The 20,125-nt window shown below is 68.4% G+C and carries 14 protein-coding genes; 12 read left to right on the forward strand and 2 right to left on the reverse strand.

The window, feature by feature from the left end; translation table 11 throughout:
* Window positions 1-111: 111 nt before the first annotated feature.
* Window positions 112-2,802 carry an XrtA/PEP-CTERM system TPR-repeat protein PrsT gene (gene prsT, locus JOD97_RS02840; protein ID WP_209713102.1) on the forward strand — a complete coding sequence of 897 codons (2,691 nt, stop codon included), beginning with the start codon at window positions 112-114 and terminating at the stop codon, window positions 2,800-2,802.
* Here the strand turns inward: prsT and JOD97_RS02845 are convergent.
* Window positions 2,786-3,538, reverse strand: coding sequence for a long-chain N-acyl amino acid synthase (locus JOD97_RS02845; protein ID WP_209713103.1), 753 nt, complete (start codon window positions 3,536-3,538; stop codon window positions 2,786-2,788). The genes prsT and JOD97_RS02845 overlap by 17 nt on opposite strands.
* Window positions 3,539-3,742: 204 nt before the next feature.
* On the opposite strand from JOD97_RS02845, the gene JOD97_RS02850 reads away from it, so the two are divergent.
* From JOD97_RS02850 to JOD97_RS02900, 11 genes are all read left to right on the forward strand, one after another.
* Window positions 3,743-5,266, forward strand: coding sequence for an XrtA system polysaccharide chain length determinant (locus tag JOD97_RS02850; protein ID WP_209713104.1), 1,524 nt, complete (start codon window positions 3,743-3,745; stop codon window positions 5,264-5,266).
* 16 nt (window positions 5,267-5,282) lie between these two features.
* The gene (locus JOD97_RS02855) at window positions 5,283-6,053 is read left to right on the forward strand and encodes an XrtA-associated tyrosine autokinase (RefSeq protein ID WP_229264312.1); all 771 of its coding nucleotides are present in this window, start codon (window positions 5,283-5,285) and stop codon (window positions 6,051-6,053) included.
* Window positions 6,054-6,145: 92 nt separating this feature from the next.
* Window positions 6,146-7,306: a non-hydrolyzing UDP-N-acetylglucosamine 2-epimerase gene (gene wecB, locus JOD97_RS02860; protein ID WP_209713106.1), complete on the forward strand. Its 1,161-nt coding sequence runs from the start codon at window positions 6,146-6,148 to the stop codon at window positions 7,304-7,306.
* The gene (locus JOD97_RS02865) at window positions 7,303-8,160 is read left to right on the forward strand and encodes an XrtA system polysaccharide deacetylase (protein ID WP_209713107.1); all 858 of its coding nucleotides are present in this window, start codon (window positions 7,303-7,305) and stop codon (window positions 8,158-8,160) included. The genes wecB and JOD97_RS02865 overlap by 4 nt, the downstream gene beginning before the upstream one ends.
* The gene (locus tag JOD97_RS02870) at window positions 8,157-9,212 is read left to right on the forward strand and encodes a FemAB family XrtA/PEP-CTERM system-associated protein (RefSeq protein WP_229264160.1); all 1,056 of its coding nucleotides are present in this window, start codon (window positions 8,157-8,159) and stop codon (window positions 9,210-9,212) included. Before JOD97_RS02865 ends, JOD97_RS02870 begins: the two co-directional genes overlap by 4 nt.
* 4 nt (window positions 9,213-9,216) lie before the next feature.
* Window positions 9,217-10,548: a TIGR03087 family PEP-CTERM/XrtA system glycosyltransferase gene (locus JOD97_RS02875; RefSeq protein WP_209713108.1), complete on the forward strand. Its 1,332-nt coding sequence runs from the start codon at window positions 9,217-9,219 to the stop codon at window positions 10,546-10,548.
* On the forward strand, window positions 10,545-12,149 hold the full coding sequence (gene xrtA, locus JOD97_RS02880) for an exosortase A (protein ID WP_209713109.1): 1,605 nt from the start codon (window positions 10,545-10,547) through the stop codon (window positions 12,147-12,149). The genes JOD97_RS02875 and xrtA overlap by 4 nt, the downstream gene beginning before the upstream one ends.
* On the forward strand, window positions 12,136-13,305 hold the full coding sequence (locus JOD97_RS02885; protein ID WP_209713110.1) for a TIGR03088 family PEP-CTERM/XrtA system glycosyltransferase: 1,170 nt from the start codon (window positions 12,136-12,138) through the stop codon (window positions 13,303-13,305). Before xrtA ends, JOD97_RS02885 begins: the two co-directional genes overlap by 14 nt.
* A gap of 2 nt (window positions 13,306-13,307) precedes the next feature.
* Window positions 13,308-15,233 carry an XrtA/PEP-CTERM system amidotransferase gene (locus JOD97_RS02890; RefSeq protein ID WP_209713111.1) on the forward strand — a complete coding sequence of 642 codons (1,926 nt, stop codon included), beginning with the start codon at window positions 13,308-13,310 and terminating at the stop codon, window positions 15,231-15,233.
* A gap of 2 nt (window positions 15,234-15,235) precedes the next feature.
* Entirely contained in the window at window positions 15,236-16,456 is a 1,221-nt protein-coding gene (locus tag JOD97_RS02895) for a TIGR04063 family PEP-CTERM/XrtA system glycosyltransferase (protein ID WP_209717100.1), read from the forward strand.
* Window positions 16,453-18,933: a glycosyltransferase gene (locus JOD97_RS02900; protein WP_209713112.1), complete on the forward strand. Its 2,481-nt coding sequence runs from the start codon at window positions 16,453-16,455 to the stop codon at window positions 18,931-18,933. The genes JOD97_RS02895 and JOD97_RS02900 overlap by 4 nt, the downstream gene beginning before the upstream one ends.
* Here JOD97_RS02900 and JOD97_RS02905 read toward each other — a convergent pair.
* Window positions 18,930-20,123, reverse strand: a complete 1,194-nt coding sequence (locus JOD97_RS02905) for a hypothetical protein (RefSeq protein ID WP_209713113.1) — start codon at window positions 20,121-20,123, stop codon at window positions 18,930-18,932. The genes JOD97_RS02900 and JOD97_RS02905 overlap by 4 nt on opposite strands.
* Between the last annotated feature and the right edge of the window lie 2 nt (window positions 20,124-20,125).

A 20,125-nucleotide genomic window follows, 5' to 3' on the forward strand; every position in this document is an offset into this window, starting at 1 on the left:
GACCGCCGTTTGCGCTGTGTGCTGTCTTGACGGGGTCGCCCTTTGCGGCCGATCAACCGCCGCCGCCGCTAACGTTCCTACTCTTACGATACCCATATCCAGGAGATTCCCATGCCCCGCTTGCCGCGCGCCCTGTTGACTTTGTTGATCCCGTTGCTGCTGGCCGGCTGCGGCCGCACGCAAAGCGACGAACAGTTGTTGTCCGCGGCGCGCCAGCACGTGGCCAGGGGCGAAACCAAGTCGGCGGTCATCCAGCTCAAGAACCTGTTGCAGCAGACGCCGGCCAACGGCCAGGCGCGGCTGATGCTGGGGCAGCTCTACCTGGACGCCGGCGACGTCCTGTCGGCCGAGAAGGAATTGCGGCGCGCGCTGGAACTGGGCACGGATCGGGGCGACGTGATGCCGTCGCTGGGCAAGTCGCTGCTGCTGCAAGGCCAGTACAACAAGATCCTCGACGAGATCGGCGGCGACACGCCGCAGCCGGAACTGCTGGCACTGCGCGGCCACGCGCTGGTGGGACTGAACCGCGACGACGAAGGCGCCAAGCTGTTCGAACAGATATTGGCGGGACATCCCGACAACCCGGCCGCGCTGCTCGGACTGGTTCGGCTGGAACTGCGCGACGACAAGCCCGACGCGGCGCTGGCGTTGGTCGAGCGCGCGCTGGCGCGTTCCCCGGACGACGTCGACGCCTTGCGCCAGAAAGGCGACATCCTGCGCTTGCTGGGCAAGAATCCGGAGGCACTGGCCGCCTATCGACAGGTGCTGAAGCTGCATCCGGCGCAGGTTCAGGCGCACGTGGACATCGCCAGCCTGCATATCCAAGCGGGCAAGTTCGACCAGGCGCGCGCCGAACTGGGCATCGCCAGCCGCACCGCTTCGAACAATTTGATGCTGATCTACACGCAGGCGCTGCTGGACTTCCGCGAAGGCAAGCTGGCGCCCGCGCAGGAGCATTTGCAGCGGGTGTTGCGCACCGCCCCCGAGCATTTGCCCAGCAACCTGCTGATGGGTGCGGTGCTGCGCGGCCTGGGCCTGTTTTCGCAAGCGGAGCCCTTCCTGCGCAAATTCCTCGACGCCAATCCGGGTCAGCCCTACGCCACCAAGCTGCTGGCCGTGGTGCTGGTCAACACCGGCGCGGCGGACAAGGCGCTGGCGCTGGTCGAGCCGCTGCTGCCGACGCATCAGCAAGATGTGGAGCTGCTGTCGCTGGCCGGCGAGATCCATATGCGGCTGCGCCAGTTCGCCAAGGCGGCGGGCTACCTCGAGCGGGCCGCCGCGCTGGCGCCGCAGGCGACCATGTTGCACGCGGCGTTGGCGATGAGCCATATGGGGATGGGCGACAACACGCGCGCCATCGCCGAGCTCGAGCGCGCGACCCTGCTGGACGGCAAGTCGTCGCGGGCCGGCGTGCTGCTGGTGCTGAGCCAGCTGCGCAACAAGGAATATGCCAAGGCGCTGGAAGCCGTCAAGCGGCTGGAGGCGCGGCAGGACAAAAATCCGATGGTGCAAAATCTCAAGGGCGGCGTGCTGTTGCTGAACCGCGACAATGCGGGCGCCCGCGCCAGCTTCGAGAAGGCGTTGAAATTCGAACCGCTGTACCTGCCGGCGCTGAACAACCTGACCCGCATGGATCTGCACGACAACAAGCCCGACCAGGCACGCGAGCGTCTGCAGGCGGCGCTGGACAAGGACCAGGGCAACGCCGACGTCATTGCCGCGCTGGCCGATCTGGCGCTGGCGCGGTCCAACAAGGCCGAGGCGCGGCGCTGGCTGGAGCAGGCGGTGCGCGACCATCCGGACCACGTCGAGGCCTCGTTGCGGCTGGCGGCCTTTTATGCCAGCGCCGACGAGTTGCCGAAGGCGCAGGCGGTGGCCGAGAAAATCCTGGTGACCAGTCCGTCGAACGCCAACGCGCTGGCCTTGCTGGCCGAGCTGCAAAGCCGCGGCGGCGACAAGGATGCGGCGCTGGAGAACTGGACCAAGCTGGCCGTGCTGCAGCCGACCTCGGCCGAGATCCAGCTGCGCATCGCCGACGCCCACCTCGCCGTCCAGGACGACGATGGCGCGGCCGAGGCGTTGAACAAGGCGCTGTCGCTGCAGCCGGACTTTCCGCAAGCCCGGGCCGCGCTCATCAGGGTGCTGATCGGTCAACGCGATTGGACGGGGGCGCTGCAAACGGTCAGGGGTTTCCAGAAGGCGCGCGCCGACGCGCCGCTGGGCTACAAGCTGGAAGGCGATGTGCTGATGGCGCAAAAGCAAGTGCGGCCGGCGCTGGCGGCGTATCAAAAGGCCTACGATCTGCAACCCTCCGGCCCGACGCTGATCCCTTTGTACAGCGCGCTGGTGCAGTCCGACAAATCGTCCGAGGCGCGCGCGCACATGCAAAAGTGGCTGGACAAGCATGCCGACGACCGCACCACGCGCCTGTTTTTCGCCACCAGCCTGCTGGCCGAAAAGGATTTTCCGGCCAGCATCGCACAGTTCGAGCAGTTGCTGAAGCTGGCGCCCGGCCACGCGGTGGTGCTGAACAACCTGGCCTGGCTTTACCAACAACAAAAAGATCCGCGCGCGCTGGGCCTGGCCGAGCGCGCGGTCAAGGCCGCCCCGTCCAATCCGATCATGCTGGACACGCTGGGCTGGATACTGGTAGAGCAAGGCAACATTGAACGGGCGCTGCCGCTGCTGAAACAGGCCGCCGCGCTGGCGCCGGCCAACGCCGACATCCGGCGCCATCTGCACAGCGCGCAGGCCGGGCCCCGCAACAAGGCTGCGCCGGCCGCGCTCATGTCTGGCCGGTGATCAGACGCCCGGTGATGCCGGGTTCGTCCCACGTGGGGAAGAAATACGGATAGAAGGAACGTTCGCTGTCGTGCGCCTCCATCAGGCCGCCGAACCGGCGGATTTGCTCGCCCATGTAGTCGAGCTCGAGCCGCAGCAGCACGGCCGGCGCCCCCACCCGCGTGCACTGACGCTGCACGCCGAAGTCGCGGAAACCGAGCATGCGCTTGTAGAACATCACGTGGCGCGGATTGACCTCGATGATGTAGTCGGTGTACCGGTGGATATTGCGCGCGTAGATATAAGAGATGTGGATCAGCGCGGCGAACACGCGCTTGGACACGCCCTTGTCGATCGCCAGCCTGGACGGCTCGCACAGGCGCCGCTGCCCGCCGCGCAATTCGTCCAGCAGGTCGCGGAAATTTTCATCGGCCGGCAAGCCGATCTCCGGCGTGTCCAGGCACAGCGACATGGTGCCGACGGTGACCCCGCCGGTCTCGGCGAACAGCGTGATTTTATTCGGGGTATGGGCGGCGTTCGGGTCCACCGCGTAGCCGCGCCAGCCGTACATCTTTTTGAGCAGCAGGCTGGCCGCCTCGCGCCGGCCTTGCGAATTGGCCATGCGTATGTGAAATGTTTGCTGGTCCAGCGGATGATCCAGCAGCGCTTCGCCTGTGCCCTCGCCGACCACGAGGTCGCGCAGGCCTGGACTGGCATCAAAGGAAACTATCGGATCGTCGTGTGGCACGGTGGGCATCCTGTCAGGTCTGTCGGCCAGCGCCGGCAAACGGGCGACTGGGCATATAGGTCAGACCTCGACATTTGACAAAAGTTCCATAGCTGAAAAGCACTGCTGACTCCGCTTGATCTGTCTCAAGCACTGTGGAGTTAAGAGAAATTTGTGTTATCCCAGCCATATAATTTAAGTTCCCGAGTGCGCCGTCAGTGGAGATGTTTGAATATGGAGGAGTTAATCAACCAGCTGATTTCGAGCCTGAAAGGGATTTGGAAATACCGCTGGTACGCCATTTCCGTCATGTGGCTGGTGGCAACGTTGGGATGGATCAAGGTGGCCATGCTGCCGGACGACTACCAGACCACCGCGCGCGTGTTCGTCGACACCCAAAGCATCCTCAAGCCGCTGCTGGCGGGCATGACCAGCGTCCCCAATGTCGAGCAGCAAGTATCGATCATGAGCCGCACCTTGCTCAGCCGTCCCAACGTCGAGCGCGTCATGCGCATGGTCGATCTCGACATCAACGCCAAGACCCCGCGCGATCAACAGCAGCAGCTCGACGATTTAATGGGCAAGATCAAGATCGGCGGCACCGCCAATTTCGACATCTATACGATCACCTATAACAACCGCAATCCGCGCCTGGTGCGCGACGTGGTCCAGTCGCTGCTGACGATCTTCCTCGAGGGCAGCTTCAAGGGCAAGAACAGCGAATCGCGCAAGGCCGTGCAATTCATCGACGACCAGATCAAGGCCTATGAAATGAAGCTGGTCGCGGCCGAGAATTCGCTCAAGGAGTTCAAGCGCAAGAACGCCGGCCTGCTGCCGCACCAGGGCAGCGACTACAGCGCCCAGCTGGAGCAGTCGGCCGACGCGCTCAACGCGGCCAAGCTGGAGCTGGTCGAGGCGCAACAGGCGCGCAACGCCATCACCAGCCAGATCAGCGGCGACGAGCCCATCCTCGACACCCAGACGGCGCCGGCCGACATCGACAATCCCGAGCTCGACGGGCGCATCGCGGCGATCAACAAGAACCTCGACGCGCTGCGCCTGCAGTACACCGAGCTGCACCCGGACATCGTGGCCGCCAAGCGCCTGCTGGAACAGCTCGAGGCGCGCAAGCTCGAGGAAGCCAAGCGCAAAACGGCCGGCGACCCCGGCCGGAACTTCAGCCCGATGCTGCAACAGTTGAAGGTGGCGCAGGCGGCGGCCGACGCCAAGGTGGCCGCGATCGCCGCCCGGGTGCAGGAATACGGCGCGCGCCACGCGCGTCTGCTGGCCCTGGCCGACGCGGTGCCCGAGGTCGAGTCGGCGCTGTCCCAGCTCAACCGCGACTACATGATCAACAAGGACAACTACGAGAAGCTGGTGGGCCGGCGCGAGGCGGCCAAGCTGTCGGGCGACCTCAGCTCCACGACCGACATGATGACCTTCAAGATCATCGATCCCCCCACCGTGCCGCTGACGCCGATCGGTCCGAACCGCCTGCTGATGTTCAGCCTGGTGCTGGGGGGCGCGCTGTTGAGCGGCATCGCCACCGCCCTGCTGATCAGCCAGGTGCGGCCGACTTTCCTGCGTCCCGGCGAGTTGCGCGAGCGCACCGGCCTGCCGGTGCTGGGCACGGTGTCGATGAACTGGACCGAGACCGAGAAGACCAAGCGCCAGCGCGGCCAGTATGCGTTCGGCGCCGCCTTGTCGTGTTTGTTCGTGGCGTACGGCGGCGTGCTGGCGGCAACCATCTTGCGATAGGAACACAACGATGACCATGGACAAATCCGAAGACCTGGCGGCGCTGCCGGCCGCGCCGCCGCCGTCGCGCTGCGTCGACCTCAACCTGGCCAGGCTGACCCAGCTCGGCATGGTCACGCACGACGGCGGCCGCACTCCGGTGGCCGAGGATTTCCGCATCATCAAGCGGCCCCTGCTGCGCAACGCGCGCGGCGACCGCGACCTCGCGCCCCTGCGCCACGGCAACCTGATCATCGTCACCAGCGCCCTGCCCGGCGAGGGCAAGACCTATTGCGCGGTCAACCTGGCGATGAGCATCGCCATGGAAATGGATATCACCGTGCTGCTGGTCGACGCCGACGTCGCCCGGCCGTCGGTGCTCAAGGTGCTGGGCCTGCCGCCCGAGCCGGGCCTGATGGACATCCTGTTGCGCGACAAGACCGAGCTGGCCGACGTCATCCTGCGCACCAACGTCAGCACCCTGAGCCTGCTGCCGGCCGGGCGCGCCAACAAGCACGCCACCGAGCTGCTGGCCAGCCGCAGCATGAGCCGCCTGCTGACCGAGATCGCCGAGCGCTACGCCGACCGCATCGTGATCTTCGACTCGCCGCCGCTGCTGATGACCACCGAGGCCAGCGTGCTGGCGTCGCAGATGGGGCAGATCGTCATGGTGGTCGAGTCCGAGCGCACCACGCAGCACGACGTCAAGGAGGCGCTGCGGCGCATCGAGCAATGTCCCAACGTCAGCCTCATCTATAACAAGAGCAAGAGTTTTTCCGGTGGCGAATACCATGGTTATTATGATTAGGCCCGCGCCTTGCGCTGTCCCGATCGCCGTTTGCAACCACCGCGAAAATGCGTCAGTGCCGCCCTGCCGGTGGCGTTCTCAGCGGAGCGGCCATGCCAACTTCCCCCACCACCCGTAATAACCGTATCGCCTGCGTCGTCGCCGCGCGCCCCAACCTGATGAAGATGGCGCCGGTGTTGCGCGCCATCAAGCAGGCCGACTACCAGGCCGAGACCCTGCTGGTCCACACCGGCCAGCATTACGACCAGGACATGGACGGCCAGTTCTTCAAGACGCTGGAGCTGGCCGAGCCGGATTTCCGCCTGGAAGTCGGTTCCGGCAGCCACGCCGTCCAGACCGCCGAGGTGATGCGGCGCTTCGAGCCGGTGCTCGATCAAACCGCGCCCGCCGCCGTGCTGGTGGTGGGCGACGTCAACTCCACGCTGGCCTGCGCGCTGACGGCGGCCAAGAAGAACATTCCCGTCTTCCACGTCGAGGCCGGCTTGCGCAGCTACGACCGCTCGATGCCGGAGGAAATCAACCGCATCGTCACCGACCAGCTGTCCGAGCTGCTGTTCACCAGCGAGTCGAGCGGCATGACCAATCTGCTGCGCGAGGGCGTGCCGGCCAACCGCATCTATTTCGTCGGCAACGTCATGATCGATACGCTGCTGCGCCAGTTGCCGCACGCGCCGCCGGTGTCGCAGGTGTTGAACGACGCCAACCTGTCCGGCTTCGTACCGGAAGGCCAACCGTACGCGCTGCTGACCATGCACCGGCCGTCGAACGTCGACGATCCGCAGCGCCTGCGCGCGCTGATGGAAACCATCGTCAAGCTCAGCGGGGAGTTGCCGGTGCTGTTCCCGCTGCATCCGCGCACCCGCGCCATGCTCAGGCAGCACCAGCTGACCGCGCTGCTGGACGCGCCGCAGCTGGCGTGCCTGCCGCCGCTGCCCTATCTGGACATGCTCAGCCTGATGAAGAACGCCAAGGTGGTGCTGACCGACTCGGGCGGCGTGCAGGAGGAAACCACGGCGCTCGGCGTGCCCTGCCTGACCTTGCGCGAAAACACCGAGCGCCCGGTCACGGTCACCGAGGGCAGCAACGCCATCGCCGGACGCGACCCGGCCGTGATCCTGGCGCTGTGCCGCGACATCCTGCGCTACGGCGGCAAGGCCGGGCGCGTGCCCCAGCACTGGGATGGCCGCGCGGCCGAGCGCATCGCCGCCGCCATCGGCCTGTGGCTGTCCAGCCGGCGCGACGCACGCCCATGAACGCCGCCGTCGCCGTGCCGGCGCGCAACGCGCTGACGATCGATGTCGAAGACTATTTCCAGGTGTCGGCCTTCGACCGCCACATCCCGCGCGCGCAGTGGGCGGCGCAGCCGTGCCGGATCGAGCGCAACGTCGACCTGGTCCTCGAATTGCTCGAGCGCCACCAGGCGCGCGCCACCTTCTTCACCTTGGGCTGGATCGCCGAGCGCTACCCGGCGCTGGTGCGGCGCATCGTCGGCGGCGGGCACGAGCTGGCCAGCCACGGCTACGCCCACCTGCGCGCCAGCGACCAGAGCCGGGACGACTTCCATCGCGACGTCACGCTCAGCAAGAATCTGCTGGAGCAACTGGGCGGCCAGGCCGTCAACGGCTACCGCGCGCCCAGTTTTTCGATCGCCGCCGGCAACCTGTGGGCGCTCGACAGCCTGCAGGCGGCCGGCTACCGCTACAGTTCGAGCATCTATCCGATCCGCCACGACCACTATGGCATGCCCGACGCGCCGCGCTTCGCCTCGCGCCCCACGGGCGAGCGCGGCCTGCTGGAATTGCCGATCAGCACGGTGCGTGTACTGGGGCGCAACTTGCCGGCCGGCGGCGGCGGTTATTTCCGCCTGCTGCCCTATGCCACCTCGCGCTGGGCCTTGCGACGCATCAACTCGCATGACGGACAAGCTGGCATATTCTACTTTCACCCCTGGGAATTGGATCCGGGACAGCCCAGGCCCGCCGGCATCGGACTCAAAACCCGTTTCCGCCACTACCTGAATTTGCACCGCATGGAACACCGCGTCATCAGGCTGCTGGGCGACTTCCGCTGGGGCCGTATCGACGATATTTTTCTGGGAACCGCATGATGCAGCACAGTCAGCAGAGCGCGCCGTCCTACACCGTCGGTGTGATGGCGCCGCAAGACCGCGCCCGCTGGGACGATTTCGTGCAGCGTTGCCCCGACGCGACCTTCTTCCACCGCGCCGGCTGGCAACGGGTCATCGAAACGGTCTTCGGCCATCCGACCTGGTTCCTGTACGCCGAGTCGGCCGGCAAGATCCGCGCCATCCTGCCGTTGGCGCAGATCAAGAGCCTGCTGTTCGGAAACACCCTGTGCTCGCTGCCGTTCTGCGTCTACGGCGGCATCGCCGCCACCGACGAGCAGGCCGCCGCCGCCGTCGACAACGAGGCGCAGGCGCTGGCCGCGCGTCTCGGGGTCGACCATCTGGAATACCGCCAGCTGCGCGGGCGCCACGCGGACTGGGTCGCGCGGGACGTCTACGCCACCTTCCGCAAGCCGCTGCTGTCCGACCCCGAGCACAACCTGCTGGCCATCCCGCGCAAGCACCGCGCGATGGTGCGCAAAGGCATGGCCAGCGGCCTGGCCAGCGGCATCGACGCCGATACCGAACGTTTCTTTACTTGCTACGCCGACAGCGTCCACCGGCTCGGCACGCCCGTGTTCAGCCGGCGCTATTTCCGCGAGTTGCAACGGGAATTCGGCGACGACTGCGAGGTGCTGAGCGTCGAACACGCGGGCGAAGTGGTCAGCTCGGTGCTCAGCTTCCATTTTCGCGGTGAAATCCTGCCCTACTACGGCGGCGGCGGCGAGGCCGCGCGCAAGCTGGCCGCCAACGACTTCATGTATTGGGAGGTCATGCGCCGCGCCTGCGAAGACGGCTGCCGGCTGTTCGATTTCGGCCGCAGCAAGCTCGGCACCGGCTCGTTCGCGTACAAAAAGAACTGGGGCTTCGAGCCGCAGCCGCTGCACTACGAATGCCAATTGCACCGCGCCGGGCGGGTCGGCGACGTGCAGCCGCTCAACCCGCGCTTCCGGCTGCTGATCAAGGCGTGGCGCCTGCTGCCGCTGCCGCTGGCCAACGCGCTCGGACCGCACATCGTCCGCCAGCTGGGATAGCATCATGCGGGACCTGCTGTTTCTGCCCCACCGGATGCCGTATCCACCCAACAAGGGCGACAAGATACGCGCCTACCACGTGCTGCGCTACCTGCAGCGCCACTTCCGCGTGCACCTCGGCACCTTCATCGACAACGCCGAGGACCTGCGCTACGCCGAGCACCTGGCCGCCGGTTGCGCCAGCTCCTGCTTCATCCGCACCCATCCGCGCTGGACCCGGCTGGCCAGCCTGCGCGGGCTGGTCACCGATGAGCCGCTCAGCCTGCCGTATTTCCGCCACGCGCGGCTGCAGCGCTGGGTCAACCGCACGCTCGACGCCCACGCCATCGGCACCGCGCTGGCCTTCTCCGGCCCGATGGCCCAATACCTGCCGTCGCACACCGAACACGGCAAGCTGATGCGCGTCATGGACCTGGTCGACGTCGATTCGGAGAAGTGGCGGGAGTACGCCGGCGGCGCGCCGTGGCCGCTGTCGATGCTGTACCGCCGCGAGGGCACCCAGCTGCTCGACTACGAGCGCCTGGTGGCCCGCCAGTTCGACCAGGTCATGCTGGTGTCGCGCGCGGAGGCGGCGCTGTTCCGCCTGCGCGCGCCCGAGGCGGCCCACACGATCGACTACTTCAACAACGGCGTCGACAGCGAGTATTTTTCGCCCCGGCACAAATTGCCCAACCCCTATCCGGCCGTGCGGGTGGTGGCCATGACCGGGGCGATGGATTACGCGCCCAACATCGAGGCGGCGGTCTGGTTCGCCGAGCGGGTGTTGCCGTCGCTGCGGCTGCAATTTCCGGACTTGCAATTCCACATCGTCGGCTCGCGGCCGGCGCACGGCGTGCTGGCGCTGCAGCGGCTGCCGGGCGTGGCCGTCAGCGGTACCGTCGCCGACATCCGGCCCTATCTGCGCCACGCCAGCGTGATCGTCGCGCCGTTGCACATCGGCCGAGGCGTGCAAAACAAGGTGCTCGAGGCGATGGCGATGGAGAAAACCGTGGTCGCCACGCCGCAGGCGCTGGAAGGCATCAGCACCACCGTCGGCGCCGAAGCGCTGCGGGCCGCCGACGCCGGCGAATTCATCTATTACGTCGGACGGGAACTGGTCGCGCCGGGCGGGTTGGGCGCGGCCGCGCGCCGCCGCATCCTGCGCGACTACCGCTGGGACGACAACCTGCGCCGGCTCGGCGCCGCGCTCGGCGTGGCGGACGACGACGCCGGCGAGGTCGAACCGCCGCCCGCCGACGCCAACACCGGTGACCGCACCGGCGGCGACGCCGCGCCGCAACGGCAACCGGAACCGACGCGGGAGCGCGGCGGCGGCGTCCCGGAGCAGGCGCTATGAGCGCCGATCCGGTCCTGCTGCCGTCGCCGGTGCGCCGGCCCCGGGCCAAGCCGGGCGCGCTGTCGGCCCGCACGGTCGCCTACGCCTGCCTGGCGGCGGCGCTGTGCGCCGTGCTGCTGATCCATTACGCCACCGCCGCCGCCATCGTCGGCGTGTGGCTGCGCTCGGACACCTTCGCGCACGGCTTCGTCATTCCACCCATCGTCGGCTGGATGATCTGGCGCCGGCGCCGGCGCCTGGCCACCCTGCCGGTGCGGCCTACGCCGTCGGCGCTGCTGGCGCTGGCCGCGCTGGGCGCGCTGTGGCTGCCGGCGGAGGTCGCCAACGTCCAGGTGCTGCAACAATACCTGTTCGTGTTGATGCTGGTGGCCACCGTGCCCGCCGTGCTGGGCGCTGCCCATGCCCGCGCCCTGTCGTATCCGCTGTGCTACCTGTTGCTGGCGGTGCCGTTCGGCGAGATCCTGATCCCGCCGCTGATCGAATTCACCGCCCGCTGCACCGTCTTCCTGCTGCAACTGACCGGCATTCCCGTGTTCCGCGAAAACAATTATTTGTCCCTACCCAGCGGCAACTGGTCGGTGGTCGACGCCTGCAGCGGGCTGCGCTACCTGATCGCCTCGCTGGCCCTGGGCGCCATGTATGCCGACATGACGTATCGCGGCGCCGGCCGGCGCCTGCTGTTCATCGCGGTCAGCGCGGTGGTCCCCGTGTTCGCCAACGCCCTGCGCGCGTTCACGATCGTGTTGATCGGCCACTGGAGCAATATGACGCTGGCCATCGGCATCGACCACCTGGTCTATGGCTGGGTGTTTTTCGGGCTGGTGTCGGCGCTGCTGTTCTGGATCGGCGCGCGCTGGCGCGATATCGACGACGCCGCGGCCGGCACCGCGCCGCCCGCCGAGCCGGTGCCGGTGCCGGGCGTCTCGGCCCGATTGGCGCCGTCCAGCCCCGCCGGCTTCGTGCGGATGGCGCTGGCCGTGGCCGCCGTCACCGCCGTCTGGCCGCTGCTGGCGCAGCTGGCCCTGCGGCCCGACCCGCCGGACGCCGATCCGCCCGCGCCGCTGGTGGTGGCGCCGCCGCCGGCGCCGTGGCACGCCGCGCCGATGGGCGCCAACGACTGGCAGGCGCGGCACATGGGCCAAGCGCGCCGCTGGTCGGCCAACTACGACGACGGCCGCCGCACCGTGTCGCTGCAACTGACATGGTACCGCCACCAGACCCGGCGCTCGGAGTTGCTGGCGCCGGTGCGCCGCGACGTCGCGCCCGGCCTGCCGCGCTGGTCCGAGATCGACGCCATCCAGCGCGACATCGCCGTCGGCGGCCGCGCCTTGGCCGTGCGCCAGAGCGTCGAACAGGCCGCCGGCATCAAGCTGCTGGTGTGGCGTTGGTACCGCCAGGACGGCGTCGACACCGCCAGCCCGCAATTGCTGAAGTTAATGCTGGCCAAGAGCAAGCTGCTGGGCGACGACGACGGCGGCGCCGAAATCGTGCTGGCGTCGGCCTACGACGACGACAGCGCCGCCGCCGGGCGCGCCATGCACGAGCTGTTGCTGGCGATGCTGCCCGCGATCGACCAAGGACTGCGCGATGCGGCCCGCTGAGGACGCCTGCGCGCCGCTGATCGTCCACCTGATTCACCAGCTGGACGTGGGCGGGCTGGAGAACGGCCTGGTCAACCTGATCAATAACTTGCCGCCCGACCGCTACCGCCACGCCATCGTCTGCATGAAGGACCACAGCGATTTCGCGCGCCGCATCCGCCGGCCCGGCGTCGAGATCATCAGCCTCAACAAACGCGACGGCAAGGATTGGGCGCATTACTTTCGGCTGTTCCGCACGCTCAGGCAATTGCATCCGCTGCTGATCCACACCCGCAACCTGTCCAGCCTGGAAGGCCAGTTGCTGGCGGCGGCGGCCGGCGTGCGGCTGCGCGTGCACGGCGAACACGGCCGCGACATGCAGGATTTGTACGGACGCAACCTGCGCCACCGGCTGCTGCGCAAGCTGCTGCGGCCGTTGATCGGCCATTTCATCGCCGTCAGCAAGGACCTCGAGGCGTGGCTGGTGGGCACCATCGGCGCCCGCCCCCAGCGCGTCACCCACATCCGCAACGGCGTCGACAGCGTGCTGTTCCATCCCCGGCTGGGGCCGCCGGCGGCGGTCGGCCCCACCGGTTTCCTCGGCGAGGATTCGTTCGTCATCGGCAGCGTCGGGCGCATGGTCGAGGTCAAGGATTACATGGCGCTGGTGCATGCCTTCCTGTTGTTACTGGCCGAGGACGAAATGGCGCAGGCGCATATGCGCCTGATGATCATCGGCGACGGCCCGTGCCGCCAACCCTGCCTCGACCTGCTGTACCAGGCCGGCGTGTCGCACCTGGCCTGGCTGCCCGGCACCCGCGACGACATCTCGCAACTGATGCGCTCGATGGACGTGTTCGCGCTGCCGTCGCTGGCCGAGGGCACCTCCAACACCATCCTCGAGGCGATGGCCACCGGGCTGCCGGTGGTGGCCACGGCCGTCGGCGGCAACGCCGACCTGGTGCAAAGCGGCTGGACCGGCACCTTGGTCCCGGCGCGCAACCCGGAAATGCTGGCCGACGCCATCGGCGCCTACTACCGCATTCCCGGCCTGGCCGCCCACCACGGCGCGCACGGTCGGCGCCGCGTGCTGGCCGAATTCAGCCTCACGGCGATGGCCGACGCCTACCTCGCCGTCTACGACAAGCTCACCCAATTGCCCCCGATGAAAGGATAGCCATGTGCGCGATCGCCGGCATATTTGATTTGTATCGACAGCCCGACATCGACGCCGGGCTCCTGCAGCGCATGACCGACGTCCAGGCCCACCGCGGCCCGGACGACAGCGGCATGCACCGCGAACCCGGCGTCGGCCTCGGCCACCGCCGGCTCGCCATCATCGACCTCAAGAGCGGCCAGCAACCGCTGTTCAACGAGGATCACACGGTGGTGGTGGTCTACAACGGCGAAATCTACAACTTCCCCGCGCTCAAGCGCGAGCTGGAGCAGTTCGGCCACGTGTTCCGCACCCACTGCGACACCGAGGTCATCGTGCACGCGTGGGAACAATGGGGCGAACGCTGCGTGCAGCACTTCCGCGGCATGTTCGCCTTCGGCCTGTGGGACCGCAAGCAGCAAGCCCTGTTCCTGGCGCGCGACCGGCTCGGCGTCAAGCCGCTGCACTACGCGCTGCTCGACGACGGCCAGCTGGTGTTCGCCTCCGAAATGAAGGCGCTGCTGGCGCACAGCCGCGTGCGCCGCGAGCTCGACCCGCTGGCCGTCGAGGACTATTTCGCCTACGGCTACATCCCCGAGCCGCGCACCATCTTCCGGCAAATCCGCAAGCTCGAACCGGGCCACACGCTGCTGGTGCGCAAGGGCAGCTCGCCCGGCCTGCCCAAGCGCTACTGGGACGTGCCGTTCAAGCCGCACCGCCTGGTGAGCACCGAGCAGGCCGCCGACGAGCTGATCGCGCGCCTACGCGAGGCGGTCGCCATCCGCCTGGTGGCCGAGGTGCCGCTGGGCGCCTTCCTGTCCGGCGGCGTCGATTCGAGCGCCGTGGTCGCCATGATGGCGCAACAGTCGGCCCAGCCGGTCAACACCTGCTCGATCGCCTTCGCCGACGCCCAGTTCGACGAGTCGCCGTACGCGCAAGTGGTGGCCGAACGCTACGCCACCAACCACCACAGCGAGCGCGTCGAGCAGCACGACGCCGACCTGATCGACCAGTTGGCCGTGCTGTACGACGAACCGTTCGCCGACAGTTCGGCCCTGCCCACCTACCGCGTATGCGAGCTGGCGCGCCGGCGCGTGACGGTGGCGCTGTCGGGCGACGGCGGCGACGAGAACCTGGCCGGCTACCGCCGCTACCGCTGGCACCTGCACGAGGAGCGCTTCCGCGCGATGCTGCCGCTGTCGCTGCGCAAGCCGGTGTTCGGCGCGCTGGGCCGGCTGTATCCGAAGGCCGACTGGGCGCCCCGTCCGCTGCGAGCCAAGACCACCTTCGAAGGCCTGGCGCGCGATTCGGTGGCCGCGTATTTCCACGGCGTGTCCATTATGAGCGACCCGATGCGGGCCAAGCTGTTCAGCCCTTCGCTGCGGCGCAATATCGGCCAGTACCGCGCGGTCGAGGTGCTGCGCCGCCACGCCGCCGCCTGCCCGGCCGACGACGCGCTGTCGCTGGTGCAATACCTGGATCTGAAAACCTATCTGCCGGGCGACATCCTGACCAAGGTCGACCGCGCCAGCATGGCGCACGGCCTCGAGGTGCGCGTGCCGCTGCTCGACCACCAGCTGGTCGAATGGATCTCCGGCCTGCCGCCGTCGCTCAAGCTGCAGCGCGGCGTCGGCAAGTTCCTGTTCAAGAAGGGCCTGGAGCCTTATCTGCCCGAGGAAATCCTGTACCGCGACAAGATGGGCTTTTCGGTGCCGCTGGCCGACTGGTTCCGCGGTCCGCTGGGGCCGCGCCTGCAACGCTGCCTGAACAGCCCGGTGCTGGCCGACTGCGGCCTGTTCAACCTGGCCTACGCGCGCGAGCTGGTGGCGCAACACCAGTCCGGGCGGCGCGACCACAGCGCCCCGTTGTGGTCGCTGATGATGTTCGAATCCTTCCTGCGCCAGACGCTGGAGGCGCCCACGCTCTCGACCGAAAGGCAGGCGGCATGAGCATGCGGATCCTGCACATACTCGACCACTCGGCGCCGCTGCACAGCGGCTACACCTTCCGCACGCTCGCCATCCTCGGCCAGCAGCGCGCGCTGGGCTGGCAAACCTTCCACCTGACCAGCGCCAAGCAAGGCGCCGATCCGGCCGCCCAAGGGGACGAACAGGAGGTCGACGGCTGGCACTTCTTCCGCACCGCGCCGCTGCCGGACTGGTGGGCACGGCTGCCGGTGCTGCGGCAGTTCGGCGTCGTCGCCGGCCTGCGCCGCCGCCTGCGCCAGGTTGCAGAAAAGGCCAAGCCGCATATCCTGCACGCCCACTCGCCGGCGCTCAACGCCGTCGCCGCGCTCGGCGTCGGCCGCGCGCTCGGCATCCCGGTGGTCTACGAGATCCGCGCGTTCTGGGAGGACGCCGCCGCCGACCACGGCACCAGCCGCGCCGGCGGCCTGCGCTACCGCCTGACGCGGGCGCTGGAAAACCACGTGCTGCGGCGCGCCGACGCCGTCACCACGATCTGCGAAGGCTTGCGCGCCGACATCGTCGCGCGCGGCATCCCGGCCGCCAAGGTGACGGTGATCCCGAACGCGGTCGACAGCGACCGCTTCGGCGACACGGCGCCGCCGGACGGCCTGCTGGCCCACCGCCTGGGCCTGACCGGCCACCTGGTGCTGGGCTTCATCGGCTCGTTCTACGCCTACGAGGGCCTGGCGCTGTTGATCCGCGCGCTGCCGCGCATGCTGGCGGCGGTGCCGTCGCTGCGATTGCTGCTGGTCGGCGGCGGGCCGCAGGAGCGCGAACTGCAGGCGCTGGCCATCGAGCTGCGCGTCGAATCGCGCGTCACCTTCGCCGGCCGGGTGCCGCACGACAAGGTCGACGATTACTACCGGCTGGTCGACATCCTCGTCTATCCGCGCCTGCCGATGCGCCTGACCGAACTGGTCACGCCGCTCAAGCCGTTGGAGGCGATGGCGCAGGGACGGCTGATCGTGGCGTCCGACGTCGGCGGCCACCGCGAAATGATCGAACACGGCAAGACCGGCATGCTGTTCAAAGCCGGCGACGCCGGCGCGCTGGCCGACCAGGTCGTCGCGCTGGTGCGGCAGGTGCGGACCTGGCCGCAACTGCGCGCCCAGGCCCGCACCTACGTCGAAAACGAGCGCAACTGGCGCGGCAGCGTCGACCGCTACCGCGACATCTACCAGCGCCTGGCCGCCGCGTCCGCATGACCGACCACGCCGACCACCCCGCCTGCGATGCGCCGGCCGGCGCGCACGGCCTGCGCATCGCGCTGGTCGGGCCGCTGCCGCCGCCGGCCGGCGGCATCGCCAACCAAACGGTCCAGCTGGCGGCGTTGCTGCGCGCCGCCGGCGCCGAGGTCGAGCTGGTGCGGGTCAATCCGCCGTGGCCGAGCTGGATCGCGCGCGTGCGCGGCGCGCGCGCCGTGGCGCGCCTGGCGCCGTATCTGTGGCGGCTATGGCGGGCGGCCGGGCGCGCCGAGCTGCTGCACGTGATGGCCAACTCCGGCTGGTCGTGGCACTTGTTCGCGGCGCCGGCGATCTGGATCGGCCGCCTGCGCGGCAAGGGCGTCGTCGTCAATTACCGCGGCGGCGAGGCGCGCGCCTTCCTGGCCCGCGGCGCCGGCCTGGTGCGCTTCAGCCTGCGCCGCGCCGACGCCGTCATCGTGCCGTCCGGCTTCCTGGCCGAGGTCTTCGAACGCCACGGCATCCGCGCGCAAATCGTCCCCAACGTCGTCGATCCGGCGCGCTTCCAGCCCTGTCCGGAGCGCCCGCGCGGACCGGCCGGCGGCGCCGCGATCCTGGTGGCGCGCCACCTCGAACCGATTTACGACAACGCCAGCGCCCTGCGCGCGCTGGCGATGGTGCGCATCGCGCTGCCGCACGCCCGGCTGACCGTCTGCGGCGAAGGGCCGGAATTGGCGCGCCTGCGGGCGCTGGCCGAAGAACTGGGGTTGGGCAACGCCGTCGTCTTCGCCGGCAGGACCGAGCACGCCGCCATGGCCGAACTGTATCGCCAGGCCGATGTGGTCCTCAATCCCAGCCTGGCCGACAACACGCCGAACTCGGTGCTGGAGGCCTGGGCCAGCGGCGTGCCGGTCGTCAGCACCGACGTCGGCGGCGTGCCGTATCTGGTCACGCACGACGTCAACGGACTGCTGGTGCCGGCCGGCGACAGTTGCGCGATGGCGCAGGCGATGCTGTCGCTGCTGCTGGACGAACACAAGGCGCGGCGCCTGGCCATCGAAGGCCTGTTGCAGGCGCGATGCTACAGCTGGGAGCGCGTGGCGCCGCTGCTGATGGCGCAATACCGGCGCGCGCTCAGGCGCCCGCCCGCGTCCGGCTACACGGCGTGGGTGTCGAAGCTGTTGTTCCCGCTGCACGAGCGCCTCAAGCGGCACAACAGCCACGCCGTGCGGCGCCAAATGGAGCACAGCCAGTGGTTGCCGCCGCGCGAAATCGAGGCCTTGCAACTGCGGCGGCTGAAGGGGCTGCTGCTGCACGCCGCGCAACACGTGCCCTATTACCGCCAACAATACGCCAACCTCGGCTTCGATCCCGCGCGGCTGCAGGACCTGCGCGACCTGCAAGCGCTGCCGGTGTTGCGCAAGTGCGATATCAACGATCACCGGGACGAATTCGTCGCCGCGACCGCCGGGACGCTGCAACGCTTCAACACGGGCGGCTCCAGCGGCGAGCCGCTGATTTTCTTTCTGGGAAAGCAACGCGTCAGCCACGACGTCGCCGCCAAATGGCGCGCCACGCGCTGGTGGGGCGTCGACATCGGCGACCGCGAGGCCGTGCTGTGGGGCTCGCCGATCGAGCTCAAGGCGCAGGATTACTGGCGCGCGCTGCGCGACCGCCTGCTGCGCACCACGCTGCTGCCGGCCTTCGAGCTGTCCCCCGCCCGCCTGGACGACTACCTGGCGCGGCTGAAACGGCACCGGCCGGCGATGCTGTTCGGCTATCCGTCCGTGATGAGCCTGTTGGCGCGGCATGCGCACGCGCGCGGCATCGCGCTCGACGACCTCGGCGTCAAGGTGGTGTTCACCACGGCCGAACGGCTGTACGAGGAACAACGCGCGCTGCTCGCGGCCGCGTTCGGCGCGCCGGTCGCCAACGGCTACGGCGGGCGCGACTCGGGCTTCATCGCCCACGAGTGCCCGGAAGGCGGCATGCATATCACCGCCGAGGACATCATCGTCGAAATCCTCGATCCGCGCGGCCGGCCGGTCAAGCCCGGCGACAGCGGCGCCATCGTCGTCACCCACCTGGCCAGCGGCGAGTTTCCGTTCATCCGCTACGACACGGGCGACATCGGCGCACTCGACCCGCAACCTTGCCGCTGCGGACGCGGCTTGCCGATGCTCAAGCGGATCGAAGGCCGGACCACCGATTTCGTCGTCGCCCGCGATGGCACCCTCATGCACGGCCTGGCGCTGATCTACATCCTGCGCGACCTGCCGCAGGTGCGCGCCTTCAAGATCATCCAGGAAAGCCTGGAGCGCACCCGGGTGCTGGTGGTCAGCGTGGACGGCCTGCCGCCCCCGCTGCACCTGAGCATCGTCAGCCAGTTCCGTGCGCGCCTGGGATCGTCGGTCGAGATTGTGATCGAAGAAGTCGCGACGATCCCGGCCGAAGCCTCCGGCAAGCACCGTTACGTCATCAGCAAGGCGCGCGCCAACTAAGGCAGGCCTTCGGCCGCCACCTGCCGCGCCATCGCGCTTTCCAGCGGATGCTCGAGATGATAGCGGTCGCGCCCGGCGCGCTGCCCGGCCTGGTGCGCGGCGACCGTCTCCGGCGTCAGCTCGATGCCGAAATCCGCCGGCACGTCGTCCCTGCCGCCGACCATGCGGCTCAAAATCATCGCGCCCACATTGACGCGGTGGTGCGACGCTTCCCAGAAATACACCATGTCGCGCTTGCCGCTGGCCTGCGGGATCGGCTCGGTGGTGATGCTGTTGAAGCCGGAGAAATCGAAAACGCGCGCGTCGCAACCGGCCGCCCGCTGGCGCCGGCCCAGGGCGGCCAGTTGTCCCTGCCATGTCTCCATCGCCTGCCATTTGCCGGCGTGATACAGCACATCGGCGGTGGTCGCGTGGGTCGGATTGATGTAGAGCCGCACTTTAGTGCCGGATCGACACAGCTCGCCGACGCTGGCGTCGAACGCCGCCATCGCCTCGGCCGTGGGCCCGCCGCCACGAACGTACTCGCGCAGACGCGGCACGATACCCTTGGCGGTCCCGCCCATTTCGTCGATGAGGTCGCGCACGCAAACGTCGTCGCGCTGGCCGCGGAACGCCAGGCTGGAACGACAAGTCCGCGCCGAGCTGCCGCGCAGCTGGCGGATCGACGCCATCGTCATGTCGGTCGTCAAGGCGCGCTTGATGTCGAGCAAGGCGCGCCGTGCAAGGTAGAAACGGTCGCTGGCGACCAGCGCGCGGTCGAAATCGGTGTTGCCCGCTTCCAGCGAGAACGATGCCACGTCGACGCCCCAGATGACGGTGTCCAGCAGGCTGACCGCGTTCGCGTGATGGACCATGGCGATGGCGTCGCCCAGCGAGGCGCCCGACAAGCCGCCGTTGAAGACCTTCTTGCCCGGAAACAGCGCGGTGCGCGTCGGCAGACCGAGCTCGGTGCGCGAATTTCCGGCGTAGACGATGGCGGGACGGAACTTGGCCAGCGCGTACGTCTTGCCCCAGGCGCCGAGTTTTTCCCGGCTGGGCCGCAACTGCCCGACCTTGGGCGTGCCCCATTGATGCGTCACGTACGGATCGACCTGGTAATTAAGGACGGCAACGGCGCCGGCCACCAGCGTGCTGACCGCGCCGAAGACGGTCACGTAGCCGCGCCACGCGGCCGGGGGATGGATGGCCATGA

Origin of the sequence: Duganella sp. 1411 (assembly GCF_017833525.1) — a bacterium.
In the GTDB taxonomy this organism is placed as follows: domain Bacteria; phylum Pseudomonadota; class Gammaproteobacteria; order Burkholderiales; family Burkholderiaceae_D; genus Rugamonas.

Bases quoted from the DNA above. Each gene is read 5' to 3' on its own strand.
- prsT (WP_209713102.1), top strand. From the start codon at position 112: ATGCCCCGCTTGCCGCGCGCCCTGTTGACTTTGTTGATCCCGTTGCTG.
- JOD97_RS02845 (WP_209713103.1), bottom strand. From the start codon at position 3,538: ATGCCCACCGTGCCACACGACGATCCGATAGTTTCCTTTGATGCCAGT.
- JOD97_RS02850 (WP_209713104.1), top strand. From the start codon at position 3,743: ATGGAGGAGTTAATCAACCAGCTGATTTCGAGCCTGAAAGGGATTTGG.
- JOD97_RS02855 (WP_229264312.1), top strand. From the start codon at position 5,283: ATGGACAAATCCGAAGACCTGGCGGCGCTGCCGGCCGCGCCGCCGCCG.
- wecB (WP_209713106.1), top strand. From the start codon at position 6,146: ATGCCAACTTCCCCCACCACCCGTAATAACCGTATCGCCTGCGTCGTC.
- JOD97_RS02865 (WP_209713107.1), top strand. From the start codon at position 7,303: ATGAACGCCGCCGTCGCCGTGCCGGCGCGCAACGCGCTGACGATCGAT.
- JOD97_RS02870 (WP_229264160.1), top strand. From the start codon at position 8,157: ATGATGCAGCACAGTCAGCAGAGCGCGCCGTCCTACACCGTCGGTGTG.
- JOD97_RS02875 (WP_209713108.1), top strand. From the start codon at position 9,217: ATGCGGGACCTGCTGTTTCTGCCCCACCGGATGCCGTATCCACCCAAC.
- xrtA (WP_209713109.1), top strand. From the start codon at position 10,545: ATGAGCGCCGATCCGGTCCTGCTGCCGTCGCCGGTGCGCCGGCCCCGG.
- JOD97_RS02885 (WP_209713110.1), top strand. From the start codon at position 12,136: ATGCGGCCCGCTGAGGACGCCTGCGCGCCGCTGATCGTCCACCTGATT.
- JOD97_RS02890 (WP_209713111.1), top strand. From the start codon at position 13,308: ATGTGCGCGATCGCCGGCATATTTGATTTGTATCGACAGCCCGACATC.
- JOD97_RS02895 (WP_209717100.1), top strand. From the start codon at position 15,236: ATGCGGATCCTGCACATACTCGACCACTCGGCGCCGCTGCACAGCGGC.
- JOD97_RS02900 (WP_209713112.1), top strand. From the start codon at position 16,453: ATGACCGACCACGCCGACCACCCCGCCTGCGATGCGCCGGCCGGCGCG.
- JOD97_RS02905 (WP_209713113.1), bottom strand. From the start codon at position 20,123: ATGGCCATCCATCCCCCGGCCGCGTGGCGCGGCTACGTGACCGTCTTC.